The following is a 21,920-nucleotide window of genomic DNA, read 5'->3' as shown; positions in this document are numbered from 1 at the left end:
CGACAGACTATTACCCGAACGAATGGTCGGTAGGGAAGCTGGTATCGATGACCACGTCACACGGCGCAGTGTCGAGCGGCGACAGCGCGGAGCAGCGGCTCCAGGAGCAGTTCGACGCGACGATCGCGAAGGACCAGCGGATCGAGCCCCGGGACTGGATGCCCGAGGGCTACCGCAGGACGCTGATCCGGCAGATCGCGCAGCACGCCCACTCGGAGATCATCGGGATGCAGCCCGAGGGCGAATGGATCACCAGGGCCCCCTCGCTGCGCCGCAAGGCCATCCTCCTCGCGAAGGTCCAGGACGAGGCCGGGCACGGCCTGTACCTGTACTCGGCGGCCGAGACCCTGGGCGCCGACCGCGCCGACCTCACCGACCGCCTCATCGAGGGCCGGCAGAAGTACTCGTCGATCTTCAACTACCCGACGCCGACCTTCGCCGACGTCGGCGTGATCGGCTGGTTCGTCGACGGCGCGGCGATCTGCAACCAGGTGCCGCTGTGCCGCAGTTCGTACGGCCCCTACGCCCGCTCCATGGTGCGGATCTGCAAGGAGGAGTCGTTCCACCAGCGGCAGGGCTACGAACTGCTGATGACGATGATGCGCGGCACCGACGCCCAGCGCGAGATGGTGCAGGACGCGGTGGACCGGTGGTGGTGGCCGTCCCTGATGATGTTCGGCCCGCCCGACGGCGACTCCCCCAACTCAGCCGCCTCGATGGCCTGGAAGATCAAGCGGCACAGCAACGACGAACTGCGCCAGCGCTTCGTCGACATGACCGTCCCGCAGGCCGCCAAGCTGGGCGTCACTCTGCCGGACCCCGAACTGCGCTGGAACGAGGAGCGCGGCCGCCACGACTTCGGCACCCCCGACTGGTCCGAGCTCAAGCGTGTGATCAGCGGCGACGGGCCGTGCAACGAGGAACGTGTGGCACGGCGGAAGGCCGCGCACGAGGACGGTGCCTGGGTGCGTGAGGCGGCGTCCGCGCACGCGGCCAAGCGGGACGCCCGGTCCGGGGCCACCCGGGACGCCCGGAACAACGAGGAAGGAACGGCGGCATGAGCAACACCGAGGGGACGAAGGACAGCTGGCCGCTGTACGAGGTGTTCGTCCGCGGCAAGCGCGGCCTGAACCACGTGCACGTCGGCTCGCTGCACGCGGCCGACGACGCCATGGCGCTCAGCCACGCCCGCGACCTGTACACCCGGCGCAACGAGGGCGTGAGCATCTGGGTGGTGCGCTCGGAGCACATAGCCGCCTCCACCCGCGACGAGAAGGACCCCTTCTTCGCGCCCAGCGCCGACAAGGTCTACCGGCACCCCACCTTCTACGACATCCCCGACGATGTCCCGCACATCTAGGAGCAGGACGGACATGAGCGACGTCACCGACGACCACGTCTACCTGTCCCTGGCCGAGGACCACGGGGAGTCGGACGCCCGCTGGGCCTTCGGCACCGGTTTCGAGGACCCGCTGCACGGCGTCGACACCACCGTGCCGGACTCGGTCGAGGCCGCCGAGCTGGCCGCGTACTGCCTCGCCCTCGGCGACGACGCCCTGGTCGGTGCGCAGCGCCTGGCCCAGTGGTGCACCCGGGCCCCGGAGCTGGAGGAGGAGGTCGCCCTTGCCAACATCGGCCTCGACCTGCTCGGCCAGGCACGGCTGCTGTACGCACGCGCCGGCCAGGCCGACGGCACCGGCCGGGACGAGGACGCCTACGCCTACTTCCGGGACGCGGCGGACTTCCGCAACGTCCGGCTCGCCGAACTCCCCAACGGGGACTTCGCGTTCTCCGTCACCCGGCTGCTGGTCCTGTCCTGCTGGCGCCTGGCCGTCTTCCAGCGGCTCGCCGCCACCACGCAGGACCCGGTCCTGAGGGCGATCGCCGCCAAGGGCGTCAACGAGCTCGCCTACCACCGGCAGTTCGCGGCGGACTGGGTGGTGCGCCTGGGCGACGGCACGGAGGAGTCCCACCGGCGGATGCGGGCGGCGCTGGCCGCCGTCACCCCGTACACGGCCGAACTCTTCGCACCGCGACCGGACTTCGGCGTCGACCCGGCGGACGTGCGGGAGGAGACGGCGGCCGTGCTCGGGCAGGTCCTCGACGCCGCCGGACTGGAGTTGCCCGAGGCCGAGGCGCTGCCCGGTCAGGGCCGGGAAGGCGACCACACCGAGCATCTGGCTCCGCTGCTGGAGGAGTTGCAGGGCGTGGCCCGCGCGCACCCGGAGGCGACATGGTGACGGCACTGGACGAGCGGCGTGCGCGGCACGTGGCCGAGCAGGTCCCGGACCCGGAGCTGCCCATGCTCACCCTGGCCGACCTCGGCGTGCTGCGCGCCGTCGAGCTGCGGCCGGACGGCACGGTGGTCGCCGGGCTGACCCCCACCTACTCCGGCTGTCCCGCGATGGCGGAGATGCGCGCCGACGTGGCCGCGCGGCTGCGTGCGGCCGGGTTCGCGCGGGTGGAGATCCGTACCGTCCTCGACCCGCCGTGGACGACGGACTGGATCACCGCCGAGGGCCGGCGCAAGCTCACCGAGGCGGGCATCGCGCCTCCCGGCAGCGCGCCCCGCCGCTCCGGCGGCCCCGTGCCGCTGGAGCTGTCCGCCATCCGGCGGGCGGTGGCGTGCCCCCGCTGCGGGTCGTCGGACACCGAGGAGACGTCCCGCTTCGCCGCCACCTCCTGCAAGGCACTGTGGCGCTGCCGCAGCTGTCTTGAGCCGTTCGAGTACGTCAAGGAGATCTGATGGCTCCGACCACCACGACGACGGAGACCGACGCGTCCGCCGCCCCCGCGCGGCGGCGCCGCCGTCCGGCCTTCCATCCGCTGCGGGTCGCCGCGGTGCAGCCGCTGTGCGCAGACGCGGTCGCCGTCAGCTTCGACGTACCCGAGGAGCTGGCGCAGGAGTTCGCCTACCGGCCCGGCCAGTCGCTCACGCTGCGCCGCGAGGTCGACGGGCGCGACGAGCGCCGGTCGTACTCCATCTGCTCCCCCGTCGGCGCCCGCCCCCGCATCGGCGTGCGCGTGGTGCCCGGCGGCCTGTTCTCCTCCTGGCTGGTGGAGGAGGTCCGCCCCGGCGACACCATCGAGGTGATGGCCCCCACCGGCGCCTTCACCCCCGACCTCGCCGAACCGGGCCACCACGTCCTGATCGCCGCCGGCTCCGGCATCACCCCGATGATGTCCATCGCCGAGTCCGTGCTGGCCGCCGACTCCCGCTCCCGGGTCACCCTCTTCTACGGCAACCGCCGTACCGACACGGTGATGTTCGCCGACGAGCTCGCCGACCTGAAGGACCTCTACCCCACCCGCTTCCAGCTCGGGCACGTCCTGTCCCGCGAACCGCGCGAGGCCGAAATCCTCTCGGGGCGCCTGGACGCCGAGCGCCTGGCCGCGCTCATCGACGGGCTCGTCGACGTGAAGAGCGCCGACCACTGGTGGCTGTGCGGCCCGCACGGCATGGTCCGCGACGCGCAGAAGCTGCTCGGGGACCTCGGCGTCCCGGCGGACCGCGTCCACCAGGAACTGTTCTTCGCCGACGACGAGCCGATCCGCACGGTCCGCCACGAGGACGCCACGGGCGACGGCCCGGTCAGCCAGGTCACCATCACACTCGACGGCCGCTCCACCACGTCCCCGCTCTCCCGCGAGACGACGATCCTGGACGGGGCGACGCGGGTACGCCCCGACATGCCCTTCGCCTGCAAGGGCGGCGTGTGCGGCACCTGCCGCGCGCTGGTCACCGACGGCGAGGCCGACATGCGCCGCAACTACGCGCTGGAGCCCTCCGAGGTCGACGCCGGCTACGTCCTGACCTGCCAGACGTTCCCCGTGTCCGACTCCCTGACCGTCGACTTCGACAGCTGAGACCCACCTGAGCGTCGTGGGCGGCGCCGGAGGCGCGGTGGCGGCCGCCTGTCAGCCGGGCGTCCCGTACGGGTTCGAACTCGTCGGTTCGGCGGCCGCGTTGCTCTCGGTGAGGCGCCCTCCACGCCGGAACCCGGCATCCGGGGGCAGTCGCGGCGTGCTCCGCTCCTCACTCCCCGGGAGTCGGCAGGGCCTCACTCACCGCCCGGTGCACGGCGCGCGCCAGGCGGGCGCCCCAGAGCGAGCGTGGTCCGGCGAAGGTGTGGAGTTCGTCGCCGGCGCCCGGCGTACGGGCGGCCACGCACACGGCGTCGGTGGGGGTGCCGGAGCAGTCGTAGCCCGCCTCCAGCAGCGCCTGGACCTTGGCCTCGGTCGCGGTGACCACGGCGTTGACCAGTGCGGCGTCCGACAGGGCGGCCGGGAGCGCGGCGACGACGTTGATGGTGCCGGGCGCGTTCGGGCCGGTCGTTCCCGCGGCCGGGGAAGCGGCCCAACCACGTACCCGGACGCCCGCGGTGGCGACCGCGGTGGCTCCGCCGTCGCCCGCGCTGCCGTGAGCCGCGATGTCGGCGGCGGTCATGAGGCCGACGCCGGGGCCGTGCAGGCCGGCCGCGTCGGCCAGGCCGGCCAGGTGGCGTTCGGGGTCGGTGCGCCGATAGCCGTGGGCCACCTGCGCGTTGAGGATCCAGCCGCGCTCTCCGATGCCGCCGCCGAGCACGGCGTTGCTGATCATCCGCCATCCCGGGCCGGCGTGCCACAGCAGCGCGGGCAGCCGCAGCCCGTCCTCGGTGCGGGTCAGCCACCGCGGGGCCGGCAGGCCGGCAGCCGTGGACGGCGCGACGACGGAGGTCACGGACTCGGCACTCCTTGCTGACGGAACGGGCCCGCTGATCGTACGCGGAGGGACCCGGGGCCTACGGCCCGGGTCCGGCTGCCCGCCCGCACTCTCGCGGCGGCCGGTCAGAACTTGGGCAGCGGTGCCCGGCTCTCGACCAGTTCCGCGGCCTCCTCCGGGGTCGCGACGGACGGCGGGGAGCCCTCCAGCGGTCGGCGGGCCGTCTCCTTCATGCACGCCACCGAGATCACGCCGACGAGCGCCGCGGCCATGGAGTAGTACGCGGGCATCAGGTCGCTGCCCGTGAGCGAGATCAGTGCGGTGATCACCAGAGGGGTCGTCCCGCCGAAGAGGGAGGCGGAGAGGTTGTAGCCGATGGACAGCGAGCCGTAGCGCACCTGGGTGGGGAACAGGGCGGGCAGCGCCGCGGACATCGTCCCGAGCAGGCACACCAGCGACAGGCCCAGCATCAGCATCCCCGCGGACACCGCGACCAGGCTGCCCTGCTCGACGAGCAGGAACGCCGGGACGGAGAGCAGCAGGAAGCCGAGCATGCCGGTCATCAGGACCGGTTTCCGGCCGAGCCGGTCCGACAGCCTGCCGACCTGGTTGATCAGCAGCATCAGCACCACCATGGTGGCGATGAGGATCTGCAGGCCGTGCGTCTCGGAGTACCCCATCCGGTCCGACAGGTAGGTCGGCATGTACGACAGCAGCATGTAGTCGGTGATGTTGTAGGCGCCGACCAGGCAGACGCACAGGACGAGCGTCGGCCAGTGGTTCCGGAAGATCCTCGCCACGTCTCCCCTGGCGGTCGCCTCGACGGTGGAGGCCGCCTCGGACGCCCGGTGCACGGAGTCGTCCTCCAGTTTCCGGAATGCGGGCGTCTCGTCCAGTCGCAGCCGCAGGTACAGGCCGATCAGCCCGATCGGGCCGGCGACGAGGAACGGTACGCGCCAGCCCCAGGAGTCCATGCCGTCATTGCCGAGCAGCGCGGTCAGGAGCGTCACCAGGCCGGCCGCGCCGACGTAACCGGCCAGCGTGCCGAGTTCGAGGAAGCTCCCGAAGAAGCCTCGCCGCCGGTCCGGCGCGTACTCGGCGATGAACGTGGACGCGCCTCCGTACTCACCGCCCGTGGAGAAGCCCTGCACCAGCCGGAAGAGGATCAGCAGGACCGGGGCCCAGAAGCCGATGGTGGCGTAGGACGGGATCAGGCCGATGGCGAACGTGCCGACGGCCATCATGATCATGGTCAGGGCGAGGACCTTCTTGCGGCCGATCCTGTCGCCCATCGGGCCGAAGACCATGCCGCCCAGGGGACGCACCAGGAAGGACACCGCGAAGGTCGCGAACGACGACAGCAGCTGGACGGTGCCGTTCCCGGACGGGAAGAACACGTGCCCGATGGTGACCGCCAGGTAGCTGTAGATGCCGAAGTCGAACCACTCCATGGCGTTGCCGAGCGAGGCGGCCTTCACGGCCCGCTGGACGGCGGCCTCGTCGGTGACGGTGATGTCGGTGCGCCGCAGTGGAGGGTTCCGGCGCCGTCTGACGGCCCTGAACAGCGTGCGGTGGCGTTTGAGGGCCTCGGGATCGGCATCCGCCGCGGCGGCCCCGGCTTCCTTGTCCACCATCTGGGGTCTTCTCCTCTCTCCCGGGCGTCTCCTGGGCGAGCAGACGTCCATGGGTCCGCTTGCTCACTCATGCCGGCAGCAAACGGTTCACCCGGGAGAGAGCGACTTTCCCCACACGGGCACCGGGTGTGCCCGCGAGCGACGGTCCCGGGATCAGTGCAGACCGATGTGGACCGGGCCTCCGGTGGGCGAGACGCCGTCGAGCAGGCCGGCGGGGACGCGGAAGACGCGGCCGGGCGCGGCCGGCCAGGCGAGGGTTCGGCGGGCGAGGGTTCGTCGGTCCTGACGGACGGTCACCTTGGGGAAGCGGACGAACTCGTCGGTCCACAGCAGCAGGCGCCCCCTGGCGGGCGCGGGGTCGTTCGGCCGCAGGATCTGCGGGGCGACCCAGCGGAAGGGGGCGTCGGCGGTCAGCCGGACGCCCTCGGCCGGCCGGTCCTCGCCGTTCAGGTGGTGGACGACCTGCTGGGCGACGTGCCTGCCGTCGAGGGCGGCGACGTCGGCGGTGTCGACTGGGTGCAGCAGATTGCCGGCGGCGAAGACGCCGGGGCGGCTGGTGCGCAGCGCCGTGTCGGTGAGCGGGCCGAGGGTGCCTTCGTCGAGGGTGATGCCGGCGGAGCGGGCGAGTTCGTGGTCGGGGATCCAGTCGCCGGTGAAGACGACGGTGTCGCAGGCGACCGTGCGGCGCCGCCCGGTGTCGAGGTGCTCGATCTCCACGGCCTGGCAACGGCCCTTGCCGATGACGCGGGTGACACGGGCGCGGGTGGCGACGGGGACGCGCAGCACGGTGCGTCCGGCCGCGTTGAAGGCGGCGTAGGACTCCGCCTTCGGGTACTGGCTGACCATGAGGGCGGGGGTGCAGCCGGCCTCGCGCAGGGTGACGGCCGCGGACCAGCTGACGAGTTCGCCGCCGACGATGACGGCCCGCTCGCCGACGGGCTGGTGGTGCAGGTGGACGAGGTTCTGCAACTGGCCGGTGGTGTAGACGCCGTGGGGGCGATCGCCGGGGATGCGGCGTGCTGTGCGGGGCCGTTCGCGGGCGCCGGTGGCCAGCACGATGGCCCGCGGCCGGATGCGGTAGCGGCCGTCGGGGCTGGTGACGTCGACGGTGTCCTCGTCGGCCCAGCCGGTGACCATGGTGCGGGTGCGGATCTCCGCTCCGGCCAGGGTGGCCTGCCGCACGAGGTGGCGGGCGTAGGCGGGTCCGGTCATCACGCGGCGCAGGTCGCGCACGCCGTAGCCGGTGTGGTCGCTGTGCCGGGGGATGCCGCCGGCGTCCTGCTCCCGGTCGACGACGAGGACACGGCCGGCCCGGCGTCCGGCCAGTTCGGCCGCGGCGGTCAGGCCCGCGGGCCCGCCGCCGATGATGAGGACGTCGGGCGTGGTCAGGGGCGGCTGGTGGGTCATCGGTTGTCCTTGTGCTGGCTGCGGCAGCCGTCGTGGGTGTGGTGCTTCTCGCGCAGGGCTGCGACGGCCGCGCCGCAGAAGAAGCCCTGGCAGCGGCCGTTCATCGCGCGGGTGCGGCGGCGCAGTCCCTCCAGGCTGCGGGCGGGTACCGGGGCGTGGCAGGCGTCGCGGATCTCGCCCTCGGTGACCCGCTCGCAGAAGCAGACGATGGTGCCGTAGGCGGGGTCGCGGGCGATGAGGCCGGCGTCCTGGTAGGGGCGCTGGGTGGCTTCGCCGATGTTGGGCATCCGCGGCGGCTCGGGCAGGTCTGCGCGCGGGCGCAGGGCCAGGCCGGCCTCCTCCAGCAGGGTGCGGGCGTGTTCGGCGATGGCGATGCCGGCGGTCAGGCCGGTGGAGCGGATCCCGCCGATGAGGAGGTAGCGCTGCCGGGGGGTGGCCTCGATGAGGTAGTCGGGGTGGTCGATCGCGGCGCGCAGCCCGGCGTAGCTGGCGGTGACCTCTTCGGCCAGCAGGCGCGGCATGAGGCGTTCGCCCTTGGTGAGCAGGAAGTCGAAACCGTCCTCGGAGGTGGCGGTGTCGGTGCGGTCGGTGAGGTCCTCGGCGGTGGGGCCGAGCATGACGTTGCCGTAGATGGTCGGGGAGATCAGTACGCCCTTGCCCCGGGAGGTGGGCACCGGGAGCACGATCTTGTTCACCATGGGGCGGGTGAGCTTGTCGAAGACGAAGAGTTCACCGCGGCGGGGAGTGACGGTGAAGCGGTCGTGGCCGAAGAGCCGGTCGACGTGGTCGGCGCCGAGACCGGCGGCGTTCACCACCCAGCGGGTCCGTACGTCACCGGCCGAGGTGTGCAGGGTGGTCGTCTCGTCCCCTTCGTCGACGCCTGTCACCGCGTGTTCGAGCAGGATCGCGGTGCCGCGCTGCCGGGCGTCGGTGGCCAGGGCGAGGTTCGTGGTCCAGGTGCAGATGATGGACTCGTCCGGCACGGTCAGCCCGCCCAGGACTCCCTCGCCGAGGTCGGGGATCAGCCGGTAGACGTCGTCGGCGTCGATGATCCGGCAGTGTGTGTAGCCGTTGGCCTCGGCCTTCTCCTTCAGTCCGGGCAGCGCGCCGAGTTCTTCGTCGGTCCAGGCCACCAGGACGGCACCGGTGTGTTCGACGGGGATGCCGGTGGCTTCGGCGTAGGCGCTCAGCAGGTGGTAGCCGCGGGCGACCAGGCGGGATTCGAGTGTGCCGGGTTTGGCGTCGAAGCCGGTGTGCAGGATCGCGGTGTTCGCCTTGCTGGTGGCGTCGCCGACGTCGTCGCGGGCGTCGAGCAGCGCGACGCGGACGTCGTAGCCGGACAGTTCGCGTGCGATCGCCGCGCCGACGATGCCTCCGCCGATCACCGCGACGTCGAAGACGTCGTCGTGGGGGCGGTGCGGGGTGGCGGTCATGAATGGTCTCCCTCGGTGGCGCGGGCCGTCGCGGCCTGCGCCCATGCGGTGCGGAACTCCTCGGCCCGGTCGGCGGACCAGCGGGGTTCGTAAACGGTGGTCGGCTGCCAGTCGCCGACGGCTTCTTCGAGCCCGAGCGCCGGATCGAGGGCGCAGCGGGCCAGTGCGGCCGCCCCCAGGGGGGTGGCGTGGGCGTGGGGGTAGATGTCGACCGGCATCTGCGCGATGTCGGCCTGGGCCTGCATGAGCACGGCGGAGTTGGTCAGTCCGCCGTCCGCGCGCAGCCGGGTCAGGGGCCGGCCGAGGTCCTTGGCGACCAGGCTGCCCAGCTCGGCGACCTGCGCGGCGATTCCCTGGAGCACGGCGAGGACGAGGTGTTCGCGTCGGCTGGCCAGGGTCATGCCGGTGAAGGAGGCGGTGGCCTCCGGTGCCCACCAGGGGGCGGCGAGGCCGGCGAACGCGGGCACGCACAGCACCCCTTCGGCGTCGGCCGCCGCCAGCGTGTCCAGGTCGGTCGCGGACTGGATGAGGCCGAGGTCCTGGAGCCAGCGCACCGCCGAGGCGACGGTGTAGACCTGGCCGTCCACGCAGTACGGCGTCCGTCCGGCCGCCCGCCAGGCCACCGAGGTGGTCAGTCCGGCGCTGGAGCGCACCGGGTTCAGGCCGGTGTTCGCCAGCAGGAACGCGCCGGTGCCGTACGTGCATTTCGCGGTGCCCGGCTCCAGGCAGCGCTCCGCGACCAGGGCCGCCTGCTGGTCGACGATCAGCCCGGCCACCGGCACCTCCTGGCCGAAGGCCCGGGTGGTGCCGACGACCTCGTCGCAGGCGGCGATGCGGGGCAGCCGTTCGCCGCCGAGGCCGAACAGGTCCAGGAGTCCCTCGTCCCAGGCGGCGGTGTCCAGGTCGAGGACGAGTGAGCGGCTGGCGGTGGAGGCGTCGGTGACGAACTCCCCCGTGAGGTGGTGCACCAGCCAGGTGTCGGTGGTCGTCACCACCCCGTCGCGGGTGAGGTTGCGCCGCAGCCAGGCCATCTTGGGCGCGGAGAAGTACGGGTCGAGGACGAGGCCGGTGCGCCGGGCGACGCTCTCGGCGTGCTCGGCCAGTTCGTCGCAGACGGTCTGCGCGCGCCGGTCCTGCCACACGAGCGCCTGGGTCAGGGGTGTTCCGGTGGCCGGGTCCCAGGCCAGGACCGTCTCGCCCTGGTTGGCGAGGGCCACGCAGGCGATCGGACGGCCGGCCGCGCTCACGGCGCGGCGGCCGGCGTTGAGGACGGAGTCGAGCAGCTCGTGCGGGTTCTGCTCGACCCCGCCGCCGTTCAGATAGGTGGGGCGGACGGTCTCCTCGGCGATGGCGACGGTGCCCTCCTCGGGGTCGACCACGATGGCCTTCGTGCCCGAGGTGCCCTGGTCGATGGCGAGGATCGCGGTCATCGTGCGCTCCCTTCCGCGGCGGCGTCCGCGGACGTGCCGTCGACGGCGTCCAGGGCGCGGTCGACGTCGGCCATGTCCGGCATGGTCAGCCCGTCCCGCCCGCGCCGCATCAGCAGACCCGTGAAGTAGACGGCACCGATCGCGAACAGCACGAGAACGTAGGTCCATGGGGCACGGAAGGAAGCATCCCGGAAGATCAGCAGCTCGTACACCAGCCAGATGCCCGCGACGACCAGCACCGGCACTTCCCAGCGGCCCAGCGAGAAGCCCTGGGACGCGGGCAGGGAACGGCGCTTGACGGCGTACATCGCGACGGTTCCGGCGTAGATGAGGGCGGGCAGCAGGGTGCCGGCGGAGAACAACTGGAACAGCGCGTCGGTGGAGCGGGAGAAGACCGCGAGGATGATCTGCGCGATGAGCATCATGAACAGTGAGGCGTTCAGGGGCGTGGCGGTACGCCGGTCGAGGCGCCGCAGCAGCCGCCAGCCGGGGAAGCGCTCGTCGCGGGACATCGCGTAGACCAGCCGGGTGCCGCTGAGGGTGATCACCAGTCCGCAGGAGAAGATCGACACGACGACCAGGACCAGCAGGATCTTGCCGACGACCGAGCCGAGCACGGCGGTGATGACGGTGGCCACGGGAGTGGCCGACGCGCCGACACCGTCGACCCGGCCGGCCGCCGCGGTGACCGCGACCAGGAACAGGAAGCCGAGCACGCCCAGCGAGAGCACGGCCTGGACCATGGCCTTGGGGATGACCCGGGCCGGGTTCTTGGTCTCCTCGGCGAGGTTGGCCGCCGACTCGAAGCCGACGATGGTGAACGCGCCGAGCAGGAACGCCAGGGCGAACGGTCCGGCCGTGGTGCCGCCGCCCAGGGCGTAGTAGCCGCTCTCGGGGACGGTCCCGGTGTCGAAGAGGTGCCCGAGGTCGAGCTTGCCGGTGAAGGCGCCCACCACGAACAGCAGCACGGTCAGGGCGATCATGCCGACGAGCTGCACCGTCACGGCCACGCTGTTGACCCGGTGGGTGGTGCGGGTGGAGGCGGCGACGAGGAGGGCCTGGAGCAGTACGACGCCGGCGGTGATCACCCAGGCGTTCTGTGTGGTGCCGACGTAGCGGAACAGCTCCGGAAGGATGGTGGAGGCGATCGTGTAGTCGACGGCGACCAGGACCACGCCCAGGAAGGCGAACGAGATCCATCCCATGATCCAGCCCCATACCGGGCCCACGATCCGTGACACCCACTGGTACGAGTAGCCGCTGATCGGGATGCGTGCGGCGAGGGCGCCGAAGACCAGGGCGATGGAGAGCTGGCCGACCACGGAGATCGGCCATGCCCAGATGCCCCGCGGGCCGGAGGTCGCGAGCACCGAGCCGTAGGTGGTGAAGATGCCGGTGGCGATGGAGACGAACCCGAAGGCCACGGAGAACGAGGCGTACCAGCCGAGCTCCCGCGCCATCCGCGGCTTGGGCTCGCCCTCGACCGGGGCGCCCGTTCCTGATCTGTGGGGACCTGATTCTGCGTGTGCCATGACTCTTTTCCCTGCTTCAGAGTGCCCCGCCGTGGAGTGCGAGAGCCAGTGAACGTGAGCAACCGAACTCGGTCGGCTGTGCGGACACGCCCCGCGCGGGGTCTGCCGGGGCCTGTCCGCTGTGCGGCGGCGGGGCCCGCGATGGTGCACAGGGCCGCGGCCGAAGCGGTCTCGGCAACCCACCACGTGACCGGTTTTGTGGATCCTTGACCGCGCGTTACCGGAAGTGTGGACCCTTGCCCGTCTCTCGTCAAGGGTTGTTCACCGTGCACAGCGACGGCGGAGGCATGCAGGCATGCACGAAGGCGGGGGGAGCTCGGCTCGACCCGGCGCCTGCCGCCCGTAGAATGCAGTCACAGATCCACAGAAACGGTCACTCGCCCAAGGAGGTGGGACGTGCTCGCCGCCGAGCGCCACCGCAGAATCGTCGCCGAGATCGCCCGGCTGAAGTTCGTCACCACCGACGACCTGACCACGCTGCTCGGCGTCTCCCACGAAACGGTCCGCAGGGACCTCGCCCTGCTCGAGCGGCGCGGTGAGCTCTCCCGGGTTCACGGCGGCGCCACCAGCACCCAGGCACCGGTCGGGGAGGAGGCGCCCTTCAGTGAACGCAGCGGCAGCCTCGCCCTGGAGAAGGAGAACATCGGCCGGGCGGCGGCGGCGCTCATCGAGCCGAACCAGACCGTCGTCATCGACGTCGGCACCACGGCCCTGGAGGTGGCCCGCGCACTGCCCGCCGACCACGCCGGGGTCATCGCGACCCCGTCCCTGCTCGTGGCCGCGGAGGTCAGCACACGCCCCCGGGTGGAGGTCCTGGTCAGCGGCGGTCGACTCAGGGCGGGCGACCTCGCCTGCTCGAACGCCCAGGCGGTGGAGTTCTTCGGCAACCTGCGCGCGGACGCCGTCTTCCTCGGGTCCGGCGGGATAGCCCCCTACGGCCTCACCGACTTCCACCTCGACGAGGTCGCCACCAAGCGGACCATGCTCGCCAACGCCTCCCACCGCTATGTGCTGGCCGACTCGAGCAAGTTTGGCCGCACGGCCGCCCATCGCGTGTGCGAGCTGGACGGCTTCGACACCCTCATCACCGACCAGCCCTGCCCGGCCGATCTGCGCACCGCCCTCACCCGGGCCGGGGCGACGGTCGTCGTGGGCTGATCCGCCCGGACTCCGGCCGGCCCGCACGGCAGGGGCCGGCGAGCCCGGGCCGCCGCCACGGGCGCCAGGGGTGGGGCGCCCGGAGCGGAAGGCGGGGCCGGACTACTTGCAGAGCTCCAGGCCGCGGTTGATGACCGCGTCCAGGGAGATGTTCTTGCCGGGGTTGTTGGGGTCGCCGGCCCAGATGGGGTCGGGGCCGGGGTGCTTCTGCCGGGCACGGCTGTTGAGACCGTAGGTACCTTCGGCGGTGATGAAGGTGACGGCCTCGCCGGCGCAGGCGAGGTTGCCGGAGGCGACGGTGAACGGCCAAGGGGTGATGGTCCGTTCGGTGATGTAGCCCGTCGAGTCGTCGTCGCCCTGGGTGGTGGCGGACTCGGCGTTGTCGGTGGTTTTGCGGTCGGCGGTGCCGGTGCCGTCGGTGCAGCCGGTCAGGGCGAGACAACCGAAGACTGCGGCCGCAACGGCGGTGACACGGATGCGCATGATCCCCCTTGGACATGTCGTGGGGCTGGAAACAACATCATCTGGCCGGTTAACAACAATGGCGGATGTGATGTCGGCTCTGTGATGGGATCGTGACGGTCGGTTGAAGCGGCGGCCATGGGCAGGGGGTCCGCGGTCCGGCCGGACAGGGGGCGGCGGTTCCGCCGGAGGGCGGGGACGACGCGAAACAATTGGCGGCCAGGGGCCCACGGTGGCTCATCTTTTGCGGTGCCGCACCAGTCGATACAGGACAAAAGTGTGCGATTTGGAGCCGTGTCGGACCATGGCCGACCATGGGGTCCGCCCCGGCCATCCCGGGCACCAGTTCGAAGAGAGGCGCACCACCCCATGCACGTCACCGGAACCGTCCCCCCGTCGGCTCCGGCACCGCGGGAGACCCCCGCGGCCCACACCCCCGCCGAGGACCCCACCGGGAACTCCGGCCGGCACGCCCGGCGCTTCGGGCTGCCCGTCGCCACCGCCCTGGTCATGGGCAACATCATCGGCGGCGGGATCTTCCTGCTCCCGGCCTCCGTCGCCCCGTACGGCACGGTCAGCCTGGTCGCCTTCGGTGTCCTGACCCTCGGCGCCATCGCCCTGGCGCTGGTCTTCGGCCGCCTCGCCGAGCGCAACCCGAGCACCGGCGGACCCTACGTCTACGCCCGCGAGGCCTTCGGCGACTTCGCCGGCTTCCTCGCCGCGTGGGCGTACTGGATCACCACCTGGGTGTCGAACGCGGCGCTCGCCGTGGCCGCCGTCGGCTACCTCGACGTACTGATCCCGGTCAACGGCCACCGCTGGACGGCGTGTCTGGCCGCGCTCACCCTCCAATGGCTGCCCGCGCTCGCCAACTTCGCGGGCACCCGGTACGTGGGCGCCGTACAGATCGTCGCCACCGTGCTGAAGTTCGTGCCGCTGCTGCTCGTCGCCGTCGGCGGGCTGTTCTTCTTCGACCCGAAGAACCTCGGACCGTTCCACGAGGGCGGCGGCAGCACGATCGGCGCGGTGTCCGCCGCCGCCGCGATCCTGCTCTTCTCCTATCTCGGCGTGGAGTCCGCGGCCGTCAGCGCGGGCGAGGTCGAGGACGCCCGGCGCAACGTGGGACGGGCCACCGTCATCGGGACCACGGGCGCGGCGCTCGTCTATCTGCTGGGCACGCTCTCGGTGTTCGGCACGGTGGCGCACGATCGCCTGGTGAAGTCCACCGCGCCCTTCTCGGACGCCGTGAACGCCATGTTCGGCGGTTCCTGGGGCGGATGGGCCGTCGCGCTCGCCGCGCTGGTGTCGATGACCGGCTGCCTCAACGGCTGGACCCTGCTGAGCGCGCAGACCCCGTACGCCGCCGCCCGGGACGGACTGTTCCCCGCCGCGTTCGCGCGCCGGCGGCGCGGCGTCCCTACCTTCGGCGTCGCCGTCACCGTCGTCCTCGCCTCGCTGCTCACCGTCTACAACTACACCTCGGGTTCGGCCAAGGTCTTCGAGGTCCTGGTCCTCGTCACCACGTTCACCGCGACCGTGCCGTACCTGCTGGCCACCGCCGCGCAGATCTTCCACCTCGTCTCGGGGCGGCGCGAACGGGTCGACCGGGCACGGCTGGTGCGCGACGCCGTGGTGGCGGGCGGCGCGGCCGCCTTCTCGCTGTGGCTCGTCGCGGGCGCCGGGTACGCGGCGGTCTACCAGGGCGTCCTGTTCCTCTTCGCGGGCGTCCTCGTCTACGCGGTGATGGCCGCCCGCCGGAGCAGGGCGGCGGCCTGATCCCGCGATGCGGGCCGCCCTGTGGGGTGGGCGGCCCGCATCAGTGGGGGGCGGGACGTCAGTTCGTCTTGGCCAGCTCCTTCAGGGCCTTCGCGAGGCCGTTGGCCCACAGCTGGTTGACGCGGGCGCGCTCGTTGGCGTCCGGGTAGCGGTTGGTGCAGGACGTGCCGGGACCGCCGCCCGACATCAGCTCGCTGCACGGGCCGCTGTAGTGGTCCGGCAGGCCCAGCACGTGGCCGGTCTCGTGGGCGGTGACGCGGATCGAGTCGTACTGCCGGTTCTGCGCGTAGTCGAGGAAGATGTAGCCCTTGCCGTGGCCGTTCGTGGAGGCGTAGGAGCCCCGCGAGTCGTTGCCCTCGTAGTACGCGAAGTCGGCGCTGCCCGAGGTCGCCTGGAGCTTGACGTTGGACACGGAACTGTTCCATATGGAGGCCGCGTTCGATATCTGCGAGGCGAAACTCGGCGCCTGGGACGCGTTGTAGGAGACGGTCACCGCCTGGAGGCTCGGATGGGCGGCCTGCTTCTCGGCGACCGACTTCAGCACGGCGTCGAAGAACGCCTTGTTGTTGGCGGCGCTCTCCGCGGAACCGGCGTACCGCGCGTACGCGGCTGCGGAGGCGGACGGCGCGGAGTCGTCGGTCCTGGCGCTCGCCGGGCTCGCGGTGCCCAGGGCGGCGGAGGCCAGACCCAGGCCGAGCGCGAGGGCCAGCAGCCTCCTGGAGGTCTTCGTGGACGTGGAGGCCATGCGGGACGCCTTCATGTGGGGGGCTCCTACTCGTTCGTGTGGGGTGGTGAACGATCGGTCACGCAGGAGTTTCGGGCACACCAACGGGCCTGCGGATGATGGCAACCGGGGATAGCGCCGAGCTATCGGGGCCGACTCGTACGATTCCGCTGGTTCCGTTGGGATTTGAACGTCTGGTGCGGCGTCACGGGCCCCCCTACGCTCCCTCCCATGGAGCTCGAGGTGAGGCACCTTCGTGTGCTGTGCGCCATCGCCGACCACGGCAGTCTGCACCAGGCGGCTCGGCAACTCGGCATGGCGCAGCCTTCGTTGAGCACCCAGCTGCGCCGCATCGAGCGCGCGCTCGGCGGGCAGCTCTTCCTGCGCACCCGTGCGGGCTGCCGCCCCACGCCGCTGGGACACGCGGTACTGGGCCGGGCCAGACCCCTCGTAGCCGAACTGGCCGCCCTCGTCACCGAGGCGCGGGCGGCCGCGGCCCGGGCCGCCGGCGGCACACGGCTGCGCATCGGCGCCACCGCGAGCCGGGCCCTGCCGGGCTGGCTACGCCTGCTGCGCACCCGCGTGCCGCGGACCGAACCCACCCTCCAGATGGACGCGTCCGCGAACTTCCTGCTGCGCCTGGTCGCCGCGGGGCGGCTGGACATGGCCTTCGTGCACGAGGTCGAGGGCAGCCCGCTGCGCATCCCGCCCGGGCTCTGTCTGCGCGTACTGGTCGAGCGCGAACCGCAGTTCGTCTCCCTCGCCGCCGACCATCCGGCCGCCGCGCTGCCCGAGGTGCGGCTCGCCGACCTCGCGGGCGACCGATGGATGGTGGATTCCACGGTCGACGGGGAATGGGACGCCCTGTGCCGCGTGCTGCGCGAGGCGGGGATCGAGGCCGACATGCTGCACGGCGACTACCTCACCGCGTACTCACTGGCCGCCACCGGCGAGGTGGTGACGGTCAGTCAGCCCACGGCGCGCCCACGCGCCGAACTCGCCATCCGCCCGTTGGAGGGTGATCCGATAGGGGTACGGCTGCTGCTCGCGGCCCGCACCGAGGACGAACTCGACCACGCCTACGAGGAGTTGGAGGAGGCCTACTGGGAGGCGGCCCATCAGGCGCCGGCCTACCAGGAGTGGCTGGCCCGTTCCGGCGCGACCGCTCACCCGCGCGGCACGCCTCGACCTCAGTCCGCCCGCGTCGCACAGCCGTCCCGCGCGGACACGCACGCGGACGCCCTCCGCCGCAGACGACCGGTGACGGTCGGCCCGTAGTCGATCCCGGCACGACGAACGGCCCAACCGCCCCGGACGCACGGCCGGGACGCCCGGTCCGAGCACGTGGTCCGGGCACACGGTCCGGGCACACGGCGGGGACGCGCGCATGGTCCCAGCACGCGGTTCGCGCACGCGGTGCTCCGCCGAGGTCCTCGCACGCGGTGCCCTGCCGCCTGCGCGACGCCGACAAGGCACCCGTCCCGACGCCCAGTACTCAGCCACCCGCGCGACGTCGACAAGGTGCCGGTCCCGACGCCCGGTACTCAGCCACCCGGTGCGGGTCCAGGCACGTGGTGCTCAGCCAACCGCGCCCTCACCGCCCGGTGCGGGTCCCGACGCCCTGTACACAACCACCCATGCCGCCCGCCACCCAGCGCCGGTCCAAACGCACATGGCTCAGCCACCCACGCCCGACGCCCCCAGCGCCGGTCCCGACGCCCGATGCACAACCACCCACGCCCGACGTCAACAAGATGCCGGTCCCGACGCCCGGTACTCAGCCGCGCGTACCGGACGCCACCCGGCGCGGGCGGCGGCCTCCCGCCCGGGCGCCTGGCGCCGGAACCGGCCGGGCCGGTGGCGCGCCGTGCCTGACCCGCCGTGCTTGGCGCGCCGTGCCTGACCCGCCGTGCTTGGCGCGCCGTGCCTGACCCGCCGTGCCTGACCCGCCGTGCCTGACCCGCCGTGCCTGACCCGCCGTGCCTGACCCGCCGTGCCTGACCCGCCGTGCCTGACCCGCCGTACTTGGCGCGCCGTACTTGGCGCGCCGTACTTGGCGCGCCGTACTTGGCGCGCCGTACTTGGCGCGCCGTACTTGGCGCGCCGTACTTGGCGCGCCGGCCCCGCGCCGCCGGCGGCTTGGGGCCGGCGGTGCGGGGGCGACGCGGCGGGTCGGCTCAGCCCACCTCGACAAGCAGGTCGCCGCCCTCCACCTGCTGGATGCGGTTGATGGCCAGCCTGGTCACCCGGCCCGCCCTGGGGGCCGTGATGGCGGCCTCCATCTTCATCGCCTCGATGGTGGCCACGGTCGCACCGGCCGCCACCTCGTCGCCCTCGGCGACCGCGAGGGTCACCACACCCGCGAACGGCGCCGCCACATGGCCGGGGTTGGCCCGGTCGGCCTTCTCGGTCACGGGAACGTCGGAGGCCGCCGCGGCGTCGCGCACCTGGATCGGGCGCAACTGGCCGTTCAGCGTGGACATCACGGTGCGCATACCGCGTTCGTCCGCCTCGCCGATGGCCTGGAGCTCGATGAGGAGCCGTACGCCGGGCTCCAGGTCGACGGCGTACTCGTCGGCGGGGCGCAGCCCGTAGAAGAAGTCCTTGCTGTCCAGCACGCTGGTGTCGCCGTAGGCCTGGCGGTGGGCCTCGAAGTCCCGTGTCGGACCGGGGAAGAGCAGCCGGTTGAGCGTGGCGCGACGGGACTTCTCCAGGCCGGCGTGGTCCTCGGCGGTGAGTTCGGTGACGGGCCTGGCGTCCGCGCGGCCGTTGAGCGCCTTGGTGCGGAACGGCTCCGGCCAGCCGCCGGGGGGCGTGCCCAGGTCACCGCGCAGGAAGCCGATCACGGAGTCGGGGATGTCGAACCGGTCCGGCGCCGCCTCGAAGTTTTCCGGCGCCACACCGGCGCCGACCAGGTGCAGGGCGAGGTCACCGACCACCTTGGACGAGGGGGTGACCTTGACCAGGCGGCCCAGGATGCGATCGGCGGCGGCGTACATCGCCTCGATGTCCTCGAAGCGGTCGCCGAGGCCGAGCGCGACCGCCTGGGTGCGCAGGTTGGACAGCTGACCGCCGGGGATCTCGTGGTGGTAGACGCGTCCGGTCGGCGAGGCCAGTCCCGCCTCGAACGGGGCGTAGATCTTGCGGACGCTCTCCCAGTACGGCTCCAGGTCGCCGACCGCCTTCAGGTCCAGGCCGGTGGGCCGGTCGGAGTGGTCGGTGGCGGCGACGATCGCCGACAGCGACGGCTGGGAGGTGGTGCCGGCCATGGAGGCGACCGCGCCGTCCACGGCGTCGGCGCCGGCCTGGACGGCGGCGAGGTAGGTGGCGAGCTGGCCGCCGGCGGTGTCGTGGGTGTGCAGGTGGACCGGCAGGTCGAACTCGCGGCGCAGCGCCGAGACGAGCCGGGCCGCGGCGGGCGCCCGCAGCAGCCCGGCCATGTCCTTCACGGCCAGGACGTGTGCTCCGGCGGCCACGATCTGCTCGGCCAGGCGCAGGTAGTAGTCCAGGGTGTACAGGCGCTCGGCGGGGTCGGACAGGTCCCCCGTGTAGCACAGGGCCACCTCGGCGATCGCCGTCCCGGTCTCGCGTACGGCGTCGATGGCCGGCCGCATCTGACCGACGTCGTTCAGGGCGTCGAAGACGCGGAAGATGTCGATGCCGGTGGCGGCGGCCTCCTGGACGAAGGCGTCGGTCACCTCGGTCGGGTACGGGGTGTAGCCCACGGTGTTGCGGCCCCGCAGCAGCATCTGGAGGCAGATGTTGGGCACCGCCTCGCGCAGGGCGGCCAGGCGTTCCCAGGGGTCCTCGGCGAGGAAGCGCAGCGCGACGTCGTAGGTGGCGCCGCCCCAGCACTCCAGGGACAGCAGCTGGGGCAGGGTCCGCGCCACGACCGGGGCGGCGGCGAGGAGGTCCTTGGTGCGCACCCGGGTGGCGAGCAGCGACTGGTGCGCGTCGCGGAAGGTGGTGTCGGTGACGCCGATGGTCGGCGACTCGCGCAGGAGGCGGGCGAAGCCGTCCGGGCCGAGTTCGACGAGCTTCTGCCGGGAGCCGGCGGGCGGCTCGCCCGAGGGCAGCGGCGGCAGCTTGGTGACGGGGTCGATCACCTCGGGCCGTTCGCCGTGGGGCTTGTTCACGGTGACGTCGGCGAGGTAGGTGAGCAGCTTGGTTCCGCGGTCGGCGGAGGAGCGTGAGGTGAGCAGGTGCGGGCGCTGTTCGATGAACGACGTCGTGATCCGCCCGGCCTGGAAGTCGGGGTCGTCCAGTACGGCTTGGAGGAACGGGATGTTCGTGGCGACCCCGCGGATGCGGAACTCGGCCACGGCGCGCCGGGCCCGGCCGATCGCGGCCTTGAAGTCCCTTCCGCGGCAGGTGAGTTTGACGAGCATGGAGTCGAAGTGCGCGCTGATCTCGGTACCCGCGTGGGTGGTTCCGCCGTCGAGGCGGATGCCGGAGCCGCCCGGGGAGCGGTAGGCGCTGATGCGGCCGGTGTCCGGGCGGAAGCCGTTGGCCGGGTCCTCGGTGGTGATCCGGCACTGGAGAGCGGCGCCGCGCAGGGTGACGGTGTCCTGGGAGAGCCCGAGGTCGGCCAGGGTCTCGCCGGCGGCGATGCGGAGCTGGGCCTGGACCAGGTCGACGTCGGTGACCTCCTCGGTCACCGTGTGCTCGACCTGGATGCGCGGGTTCATCTCGATGAAGACGTGGTTGCCGTCGCGGTCGAGCAGGAACTCCACGGTGCCCGCGTTGCGGTAGCCGATCTCCCGGGCGAAGCGCACCGCGTCGGCGCAGATGCGCTCGCGCAGCGCGGGGTCGAGGTTCGGCGCGGGGGCGAGTTCGATGACCTTCTGGTGGCGGCGCTGGAGCGAGCAGTCGCGCTCGAACAGGTGGATGACGTCGCCCTGGCCGTCGGCGAGGATCTGCACCTCGATGTGGCGGGGGTCGACGACGGCCTTCTCCAGGAAGACGGTCGGGTCGCCGAACGCGGACGCCGCCTCCCGGGACGCCGCCTCGATGGACTCGCGCAGCGCGGCGGGGTCCTCCACCCGGCGCATGCCGCGCCCTCCCCCGCCCGCGACCGCCTTGACGAAGAGGGGGAAGCCGATGTCCCCGGCGGCGCACACCAGTTCGCCGACGTCGGTGGAGGGCGCGGAGGAGCCGAGCACCGGCACGCCGGCGGCGCGGGCGGCCGCCACCGCGCGGGCCTTGTTCCCCGTCAGTTCCAGCGTGCCGGCGTCCGGTCCGACGAAGGTGATGCCCGACTCATGGCAGGCGCGGGCGAGTTCGGGATTCTCGGAGAGGAAACCGTAGCCGGGGTAGACGGCGTCCGCGCCCGCCCGGCGTGCCGCGCGGACGATCTCCTCGACGGAGAGGTAGGCGCGGACCGGGTGTCCCGGCTGGCCGATCTGGTAGGCCTCATCGGCTTTCAACCGGTGCAGCGAATTGCGGTCCTCGTACGGGAAGACGGCCACGGTTCGCGCGCCCAGTTCGTAGCCGGCGCGGAACGCGCGGATCGCGATCTCGCCGCGGTTGGCGACCAGCACCTTGCGGAACATGCTCTATCCCTTCGGCCTGCCGGTGAAAGGACCATGGTGTCGGGCATGCCCTCGTCATGCCATGTGAGCCGGGCCACTCATCCCGATTGTCTCCCGTGCTCCCGCCGCTG

17 protein-coding genes are annotated in these 21,920 nt (G+C 72.3%); 8 read left to right on the top strand and 9 right to left on the bottom strand.

Annotation, left to right across the window (positions count from 1 at the left end; all coding sequences use genetic code 11):
* Positions 1-47: 47 nt before the first annotated feature.
* From paaA to paaE, 5 genes are read left to right on the top strand one after another with little or no spacing between them, the layout of a single operon-like run.
* Positions 48-1,061, top strand: coding sequence for a 1,2-phenylacetyl-CoA epoxidase subunit PaaA (gene paaA / locus ACWC91_RS30075; RefSeq protein ID WP_450643768.1), 1,014 nt, complete (start codon positions 48-50; stop codon positions 1,059-1,061).
* Positions 1,058-1,360, top strand: a complete 303-nt coding sequence (paaB, locus tag ACWC91_RS30070) for a 1,2-phenylacetyl-CoA epoxidase subunit PaaB (RefSeq protein WP_225080350.1) — start codon at positions 1,058-1,060, stop codon at positions 1,358-1,360. Before paaA ends, paaB begins: the two co-directional genes overlap by 4 nt.
* A 13-nt stretch (positions 1,361-1,373) precedes the next feature.
* A complete protein-coding gene (gene paaC, locus ACWC91_RS30065; RefSeq protein WP_376501104.1) occupies positions 1,374-2,240 on the top strand; it encodes a 1,2-phenylacetyl-CoA epoxidase subunit PaaC in 867 nt (288 codons plus the stop codon).
* A complete protein-coding gene (gene paaD, locus ACWC91_RS30060) occupies positions 2,234-2,746 on the top strand; it encodes a 1,2-phenylacetyl-CoA epoxidase subunit PaaD (protein WP_141364782.1) in 513 nt (170 codons plus the stop codon). The genes paaC and paaD overlap by 7 nt, the downstream gene beginning before the upstream one ends.
* On the top strand, positions 2,746-3,867 hold the full coding sequence (paaE, locus tag ACWC91_RS30055; RefSeq protein WP_225080348.1) for a 1,2-phenylacetyl-CoA epoxidase subunit PaaE: 1,122 nt from the start codon (positions 2,746-2,748) through the stop codon (positions 3,865-3,867). The genes paaD and paaE overlap by 1 nt, the downstream gene beginning before the upstream one ends.
* A 169-nt stretch (positions 3,868-4,036) precedes the next feature.
* On the opposite strand, the gene ACWC91_RS30050 is transcribed toward paaE, so the two are convergent.
* The 6 genes from ACWC91_RS30050 to ACWC91_RS30025 all read right to left on the bottom strand — a co-directional run bounded on the left by ACWC91_RS30050 (position 4,037) and on the right by ACWC91_RS30025 (position 12,138).
* Positions 4,037-4,720 carry an adenosylcobinamide amidohydrolase gene (locus tag ACWC91_RS30050; RefSeq protein WP_450643769.1) on the bottom strand — a complete coding sequence of 228 codons (684 nt, stop codon included), beginning with the start codon at positions 4,718-4,720 and terminating at the stop codon, positions 4,037-4,039.
* Positions 4,721-4,827: 107 nt separating this feature from the next.
* Positions 4,828-6,336: a glycine betaine/L-proline transporter ProP gene (gene proP / locus ACWC91_RS30045; protein ID WP_450643770.1), complete on the bottom strand. Its 1,509-nt coding sequence runs from the start codon at positions 6,334-6,336 to the stop codon at positions 4,828-4,830.
* Positions 6,337-6,489: 153 nt separating this feature from the next.
* The gene (locus ACWC91_RS30040) at positions 6,490-7,743 is read right to left on the bottom strand and encodes an NAD(P)/FAD-dependent oxidoreductase (RefSeq protein WP_450643771.1); all 1,254 of its coding nucleotides are present in this window, start codon (positions 7,741-7,743) and stop codon (positions 6,490-6,492) included.
* A complete protein-coding gene (locus ACWC91_RS30035) occupies positions 7,740-9,176 on the bottom strand; it encodes an NAD(P)/FAD-dependent oxidoreductase (protein ID WP_376501112.1) in 1,437 nt (478 codons plus the stop codon). The genes ACWC91_RS30040 and ACWC91_RS30035 overlap by 4 nt, the downstream gene beginning before the upstream one ends.
* Complete coding sequence (locus ACWC91_RS30030; protein ID WP_225079520.1) at positions 9,173-10,606, bottom strand: FGGY family carbohydrate kinase; 1,434 nt, start codon at positions 10,604-10,606, stop codon at positions 9,173-9,175. Before ACWC91_RS30030 ends, ACWC91_RS30035 begins: the two co-directional genes overlap by 4 nt.
* Positions 10,603-12,138 (bottom strand): APC family permease, encoded by a 1,536-nt coding sequence (locus ACWC91_RS30025; protein WP_376501114.1) that lies wholly within the window; start codon positions 12,136-12,138, stop codon positions 10,603-10,605. Before ACWC91_RS30025 ends, ACWC91_RS30030 begins: the two co-directional genes overlap by 4 nt.
* Before the next feature lie 396 nt (positions 12,139-12,534).
* Between ACWC91_RS30025 and ACWC91_RS30020 the strand changes: the two genes are divergently transcribed.
* Positions 12,535-13,296: a DeoR/GlpR family DNA-binding transcription regulator gene (locus ACWC91_RS30020; RefSeq protein ID WP_225079518.1), complete on the top strand. Its 762-nt coding sequence runs from the start codon at positions 12,535-12,537 to the stop codon at positions 13,294-13,296.
* 102 nt (positions 13,297-13,398) lie between these two features.
* On the opposite strand, the gene ACWC91_RS30015 is transcribed toward ACWC91_RS30020, so the two are convergent.
* Positions 13,399-13,779, bottom strand: coding sequence for a DUF2511 domain-containing protein (locus ACWC91_RS30015; protein ID WP_225079517.1), 381 nt, complete (start codon positions 13,777-13,779; stop codon positions 13,399-13,401).
* A gap of 348 nt (positions 13,780-14,127) precedes the next feature.
* Here ACWC91_RS30015 and ACWC91_RS30010 point away from each other — a divergent pair, with 348 nt between their 5' ends.
* A complete protein-coding gene (locus ACWC91_RS30010) occupies positions 14,128-15,534 on the top strand; it encodes an amino acid permease (protein ID WP_376501118.1) in 1,407 nt (468 codons plus the stop codon).
* 58 nt (positions 15,535-15,592) lie between these two features.
* Here the strand turns inward: ACWC91_RS30010 and snpA are convergent, their stop codons facing one another.
* Positions 15,593-16,294 (bottom strand): snapalysin, encoded by a 702-nt coding sequence (gene snpA, locus ACWC91_RS30005; RefSeq protein ID WP_225079515.1) that lies wholly within the window; start codon positions 16,292-16,294, stop codon positions 15,593-15,595.
* Positions 16,295-16,489: 195 nt separating this feature from the next.
* On the opposite strand from snpA, the gene ACWC91_RS30000 reads away from it, so the two are divergent.
* On the top strand, positions 16,490-17,536 hold the full coding sequence (locus ACWC91_RS30000; protein ID WP_450726108.1) for a LysR family transcriptional regulator: 1,047 nt from the start codon (positions 16,490-16,492) through the stop codon (positions 17,534-17,536).
* An 899-nt stretch (positions 17,537-18,435) separates the two neighbouring features.
* On the opposite strand, the gene ACWC91_RS29995 is transcribed toward ACWC91_RS30000, so the two are convergent.
* Positions 18,436-21,810, bottom strand: coding sequence for a pyruvate carboxylase (locus tag ACWC91_RS29995; protein WP_450643887.1), 3,375 nt, complete (start codon positions 21,808-21,810; stop codon positions 18,436-18,438).
* Positions 21,811-21,920 lie beyond the last annotated feature (110 nt).

Source organism: Streptomyces sp. NPDC001204 (assembly GCF_053598035.1).
Note: the sequence above shows the minus strand (reverse complement) of the source record. Positions and strands in the feature narration are given on the sequence as shown.

Excerpts from the sequence above, each read along its gene's own strand:
- paaC (WP_376501104.1), top strand. The coding sequence starts at position 1,374 with ATGAGCGACGTCACCGACGACCACGTCTACCTGTCCCTGGCCGAGGAC.
- ACWC91_RS30040 (WP_450643771.1), bottom strand. The coding sequence starts at position 7,743 with ATGACCCACCAGCCGCCCCTGACCACGCCCGACGTCCTCATCATCGGC.
- ACWC91_RS30025 (WP_376501114.1), bottom strand. The coding sequence starts at position 12,138 with ATGGCACACGCAGAATCAGGTCCCCACAGATCAGGAACGGGCGCCCCG.
- paaB (WP_225080350.1), top strand. The coding sequence starts at position 1,058 with ATGAGCAACACCGAGGGGACGAAGGACAGCTGGCCGCTGTACGAGGTG.
- paaD (WP_141364782.1), top strand. The coding sequence starts at position 2,234 with ATGGTGACGGCACTGGACGAGCGGCGTGCGCGGCACGTGGCCGAGCAG.
- snpA (WP_225079515.1), bottom strand. The coding sequence starts at position 16,294 with ATGAAGGCGTCCCGCATGGCCTCCACGTCCACGAAGACCTCCAGGAGG.
- paaE (WP_225080348.1), top strand. The coding sequence starts at position 2,746 with ATGGCTCCGACCACCACGACGACGGAGACCGACGCGTCCGCCGCCCCC.
- ACWC91_RS29995 (WP_450643887.1), bottom strand. The coding sequence starts at position 21,810 with ATGTTCCGCAAGGTGCTGGTCGCCAACCGCGGCGAGATCGCGATCCGC.
- ACWC91_RS30030 (WP_225079520.1), bottom strand. The coding sequence starts at position 10,606 with ATGACCGCGATCCTCGCCATCGACCAGGGCACCTCGGGCACGAAGGCC.
- ACWC91_RS30015 (WP_225079517.1), bottom strand. The coding sequence starts at position 13,779 with ATGCGCATCCGTGTCACCGCCGTTGCGGCCGCAGTCTTCGGTTGTCTC.
- ACWC91_RS30000 (WP_450726108.1), top strand. The coding sequence starts at position 16,490 with ATGGAGCTCGAGGTGAGGCACCTTCGTGTGCTGTGCGCCATCGCCGAC.
- ACWC91_RS30010 (WP_376501118.1), top strand. The coding sequence starts at position 14,128 with ATGCACGTCACCGGAACCGTCCCCCCGTCGGCTCCGGCACCGCGGGAG.
- ACWC91_RS30035 (WP_376501112.1), bottom strand. The coding sequence starts at position 9,176 with ATGACCGCCACCCCGCACCGCCCCCACGACGACGTCTTCGACGTCGCG.
- proP (WP_450643770.1), bottom strand. The coding sequence starts at position 6,336 with ATGGTGGACAAGGAAGCCGGGGCCGCCGCGGCGGATGCCGATCCCGAG.
- paaA (WP_450643768.1), top strand. The coding sequence starts at position 48 with ATGACCACGTCACACGGCGCAGTGTCGAGCGGCGACAGCGCGGAGCAG.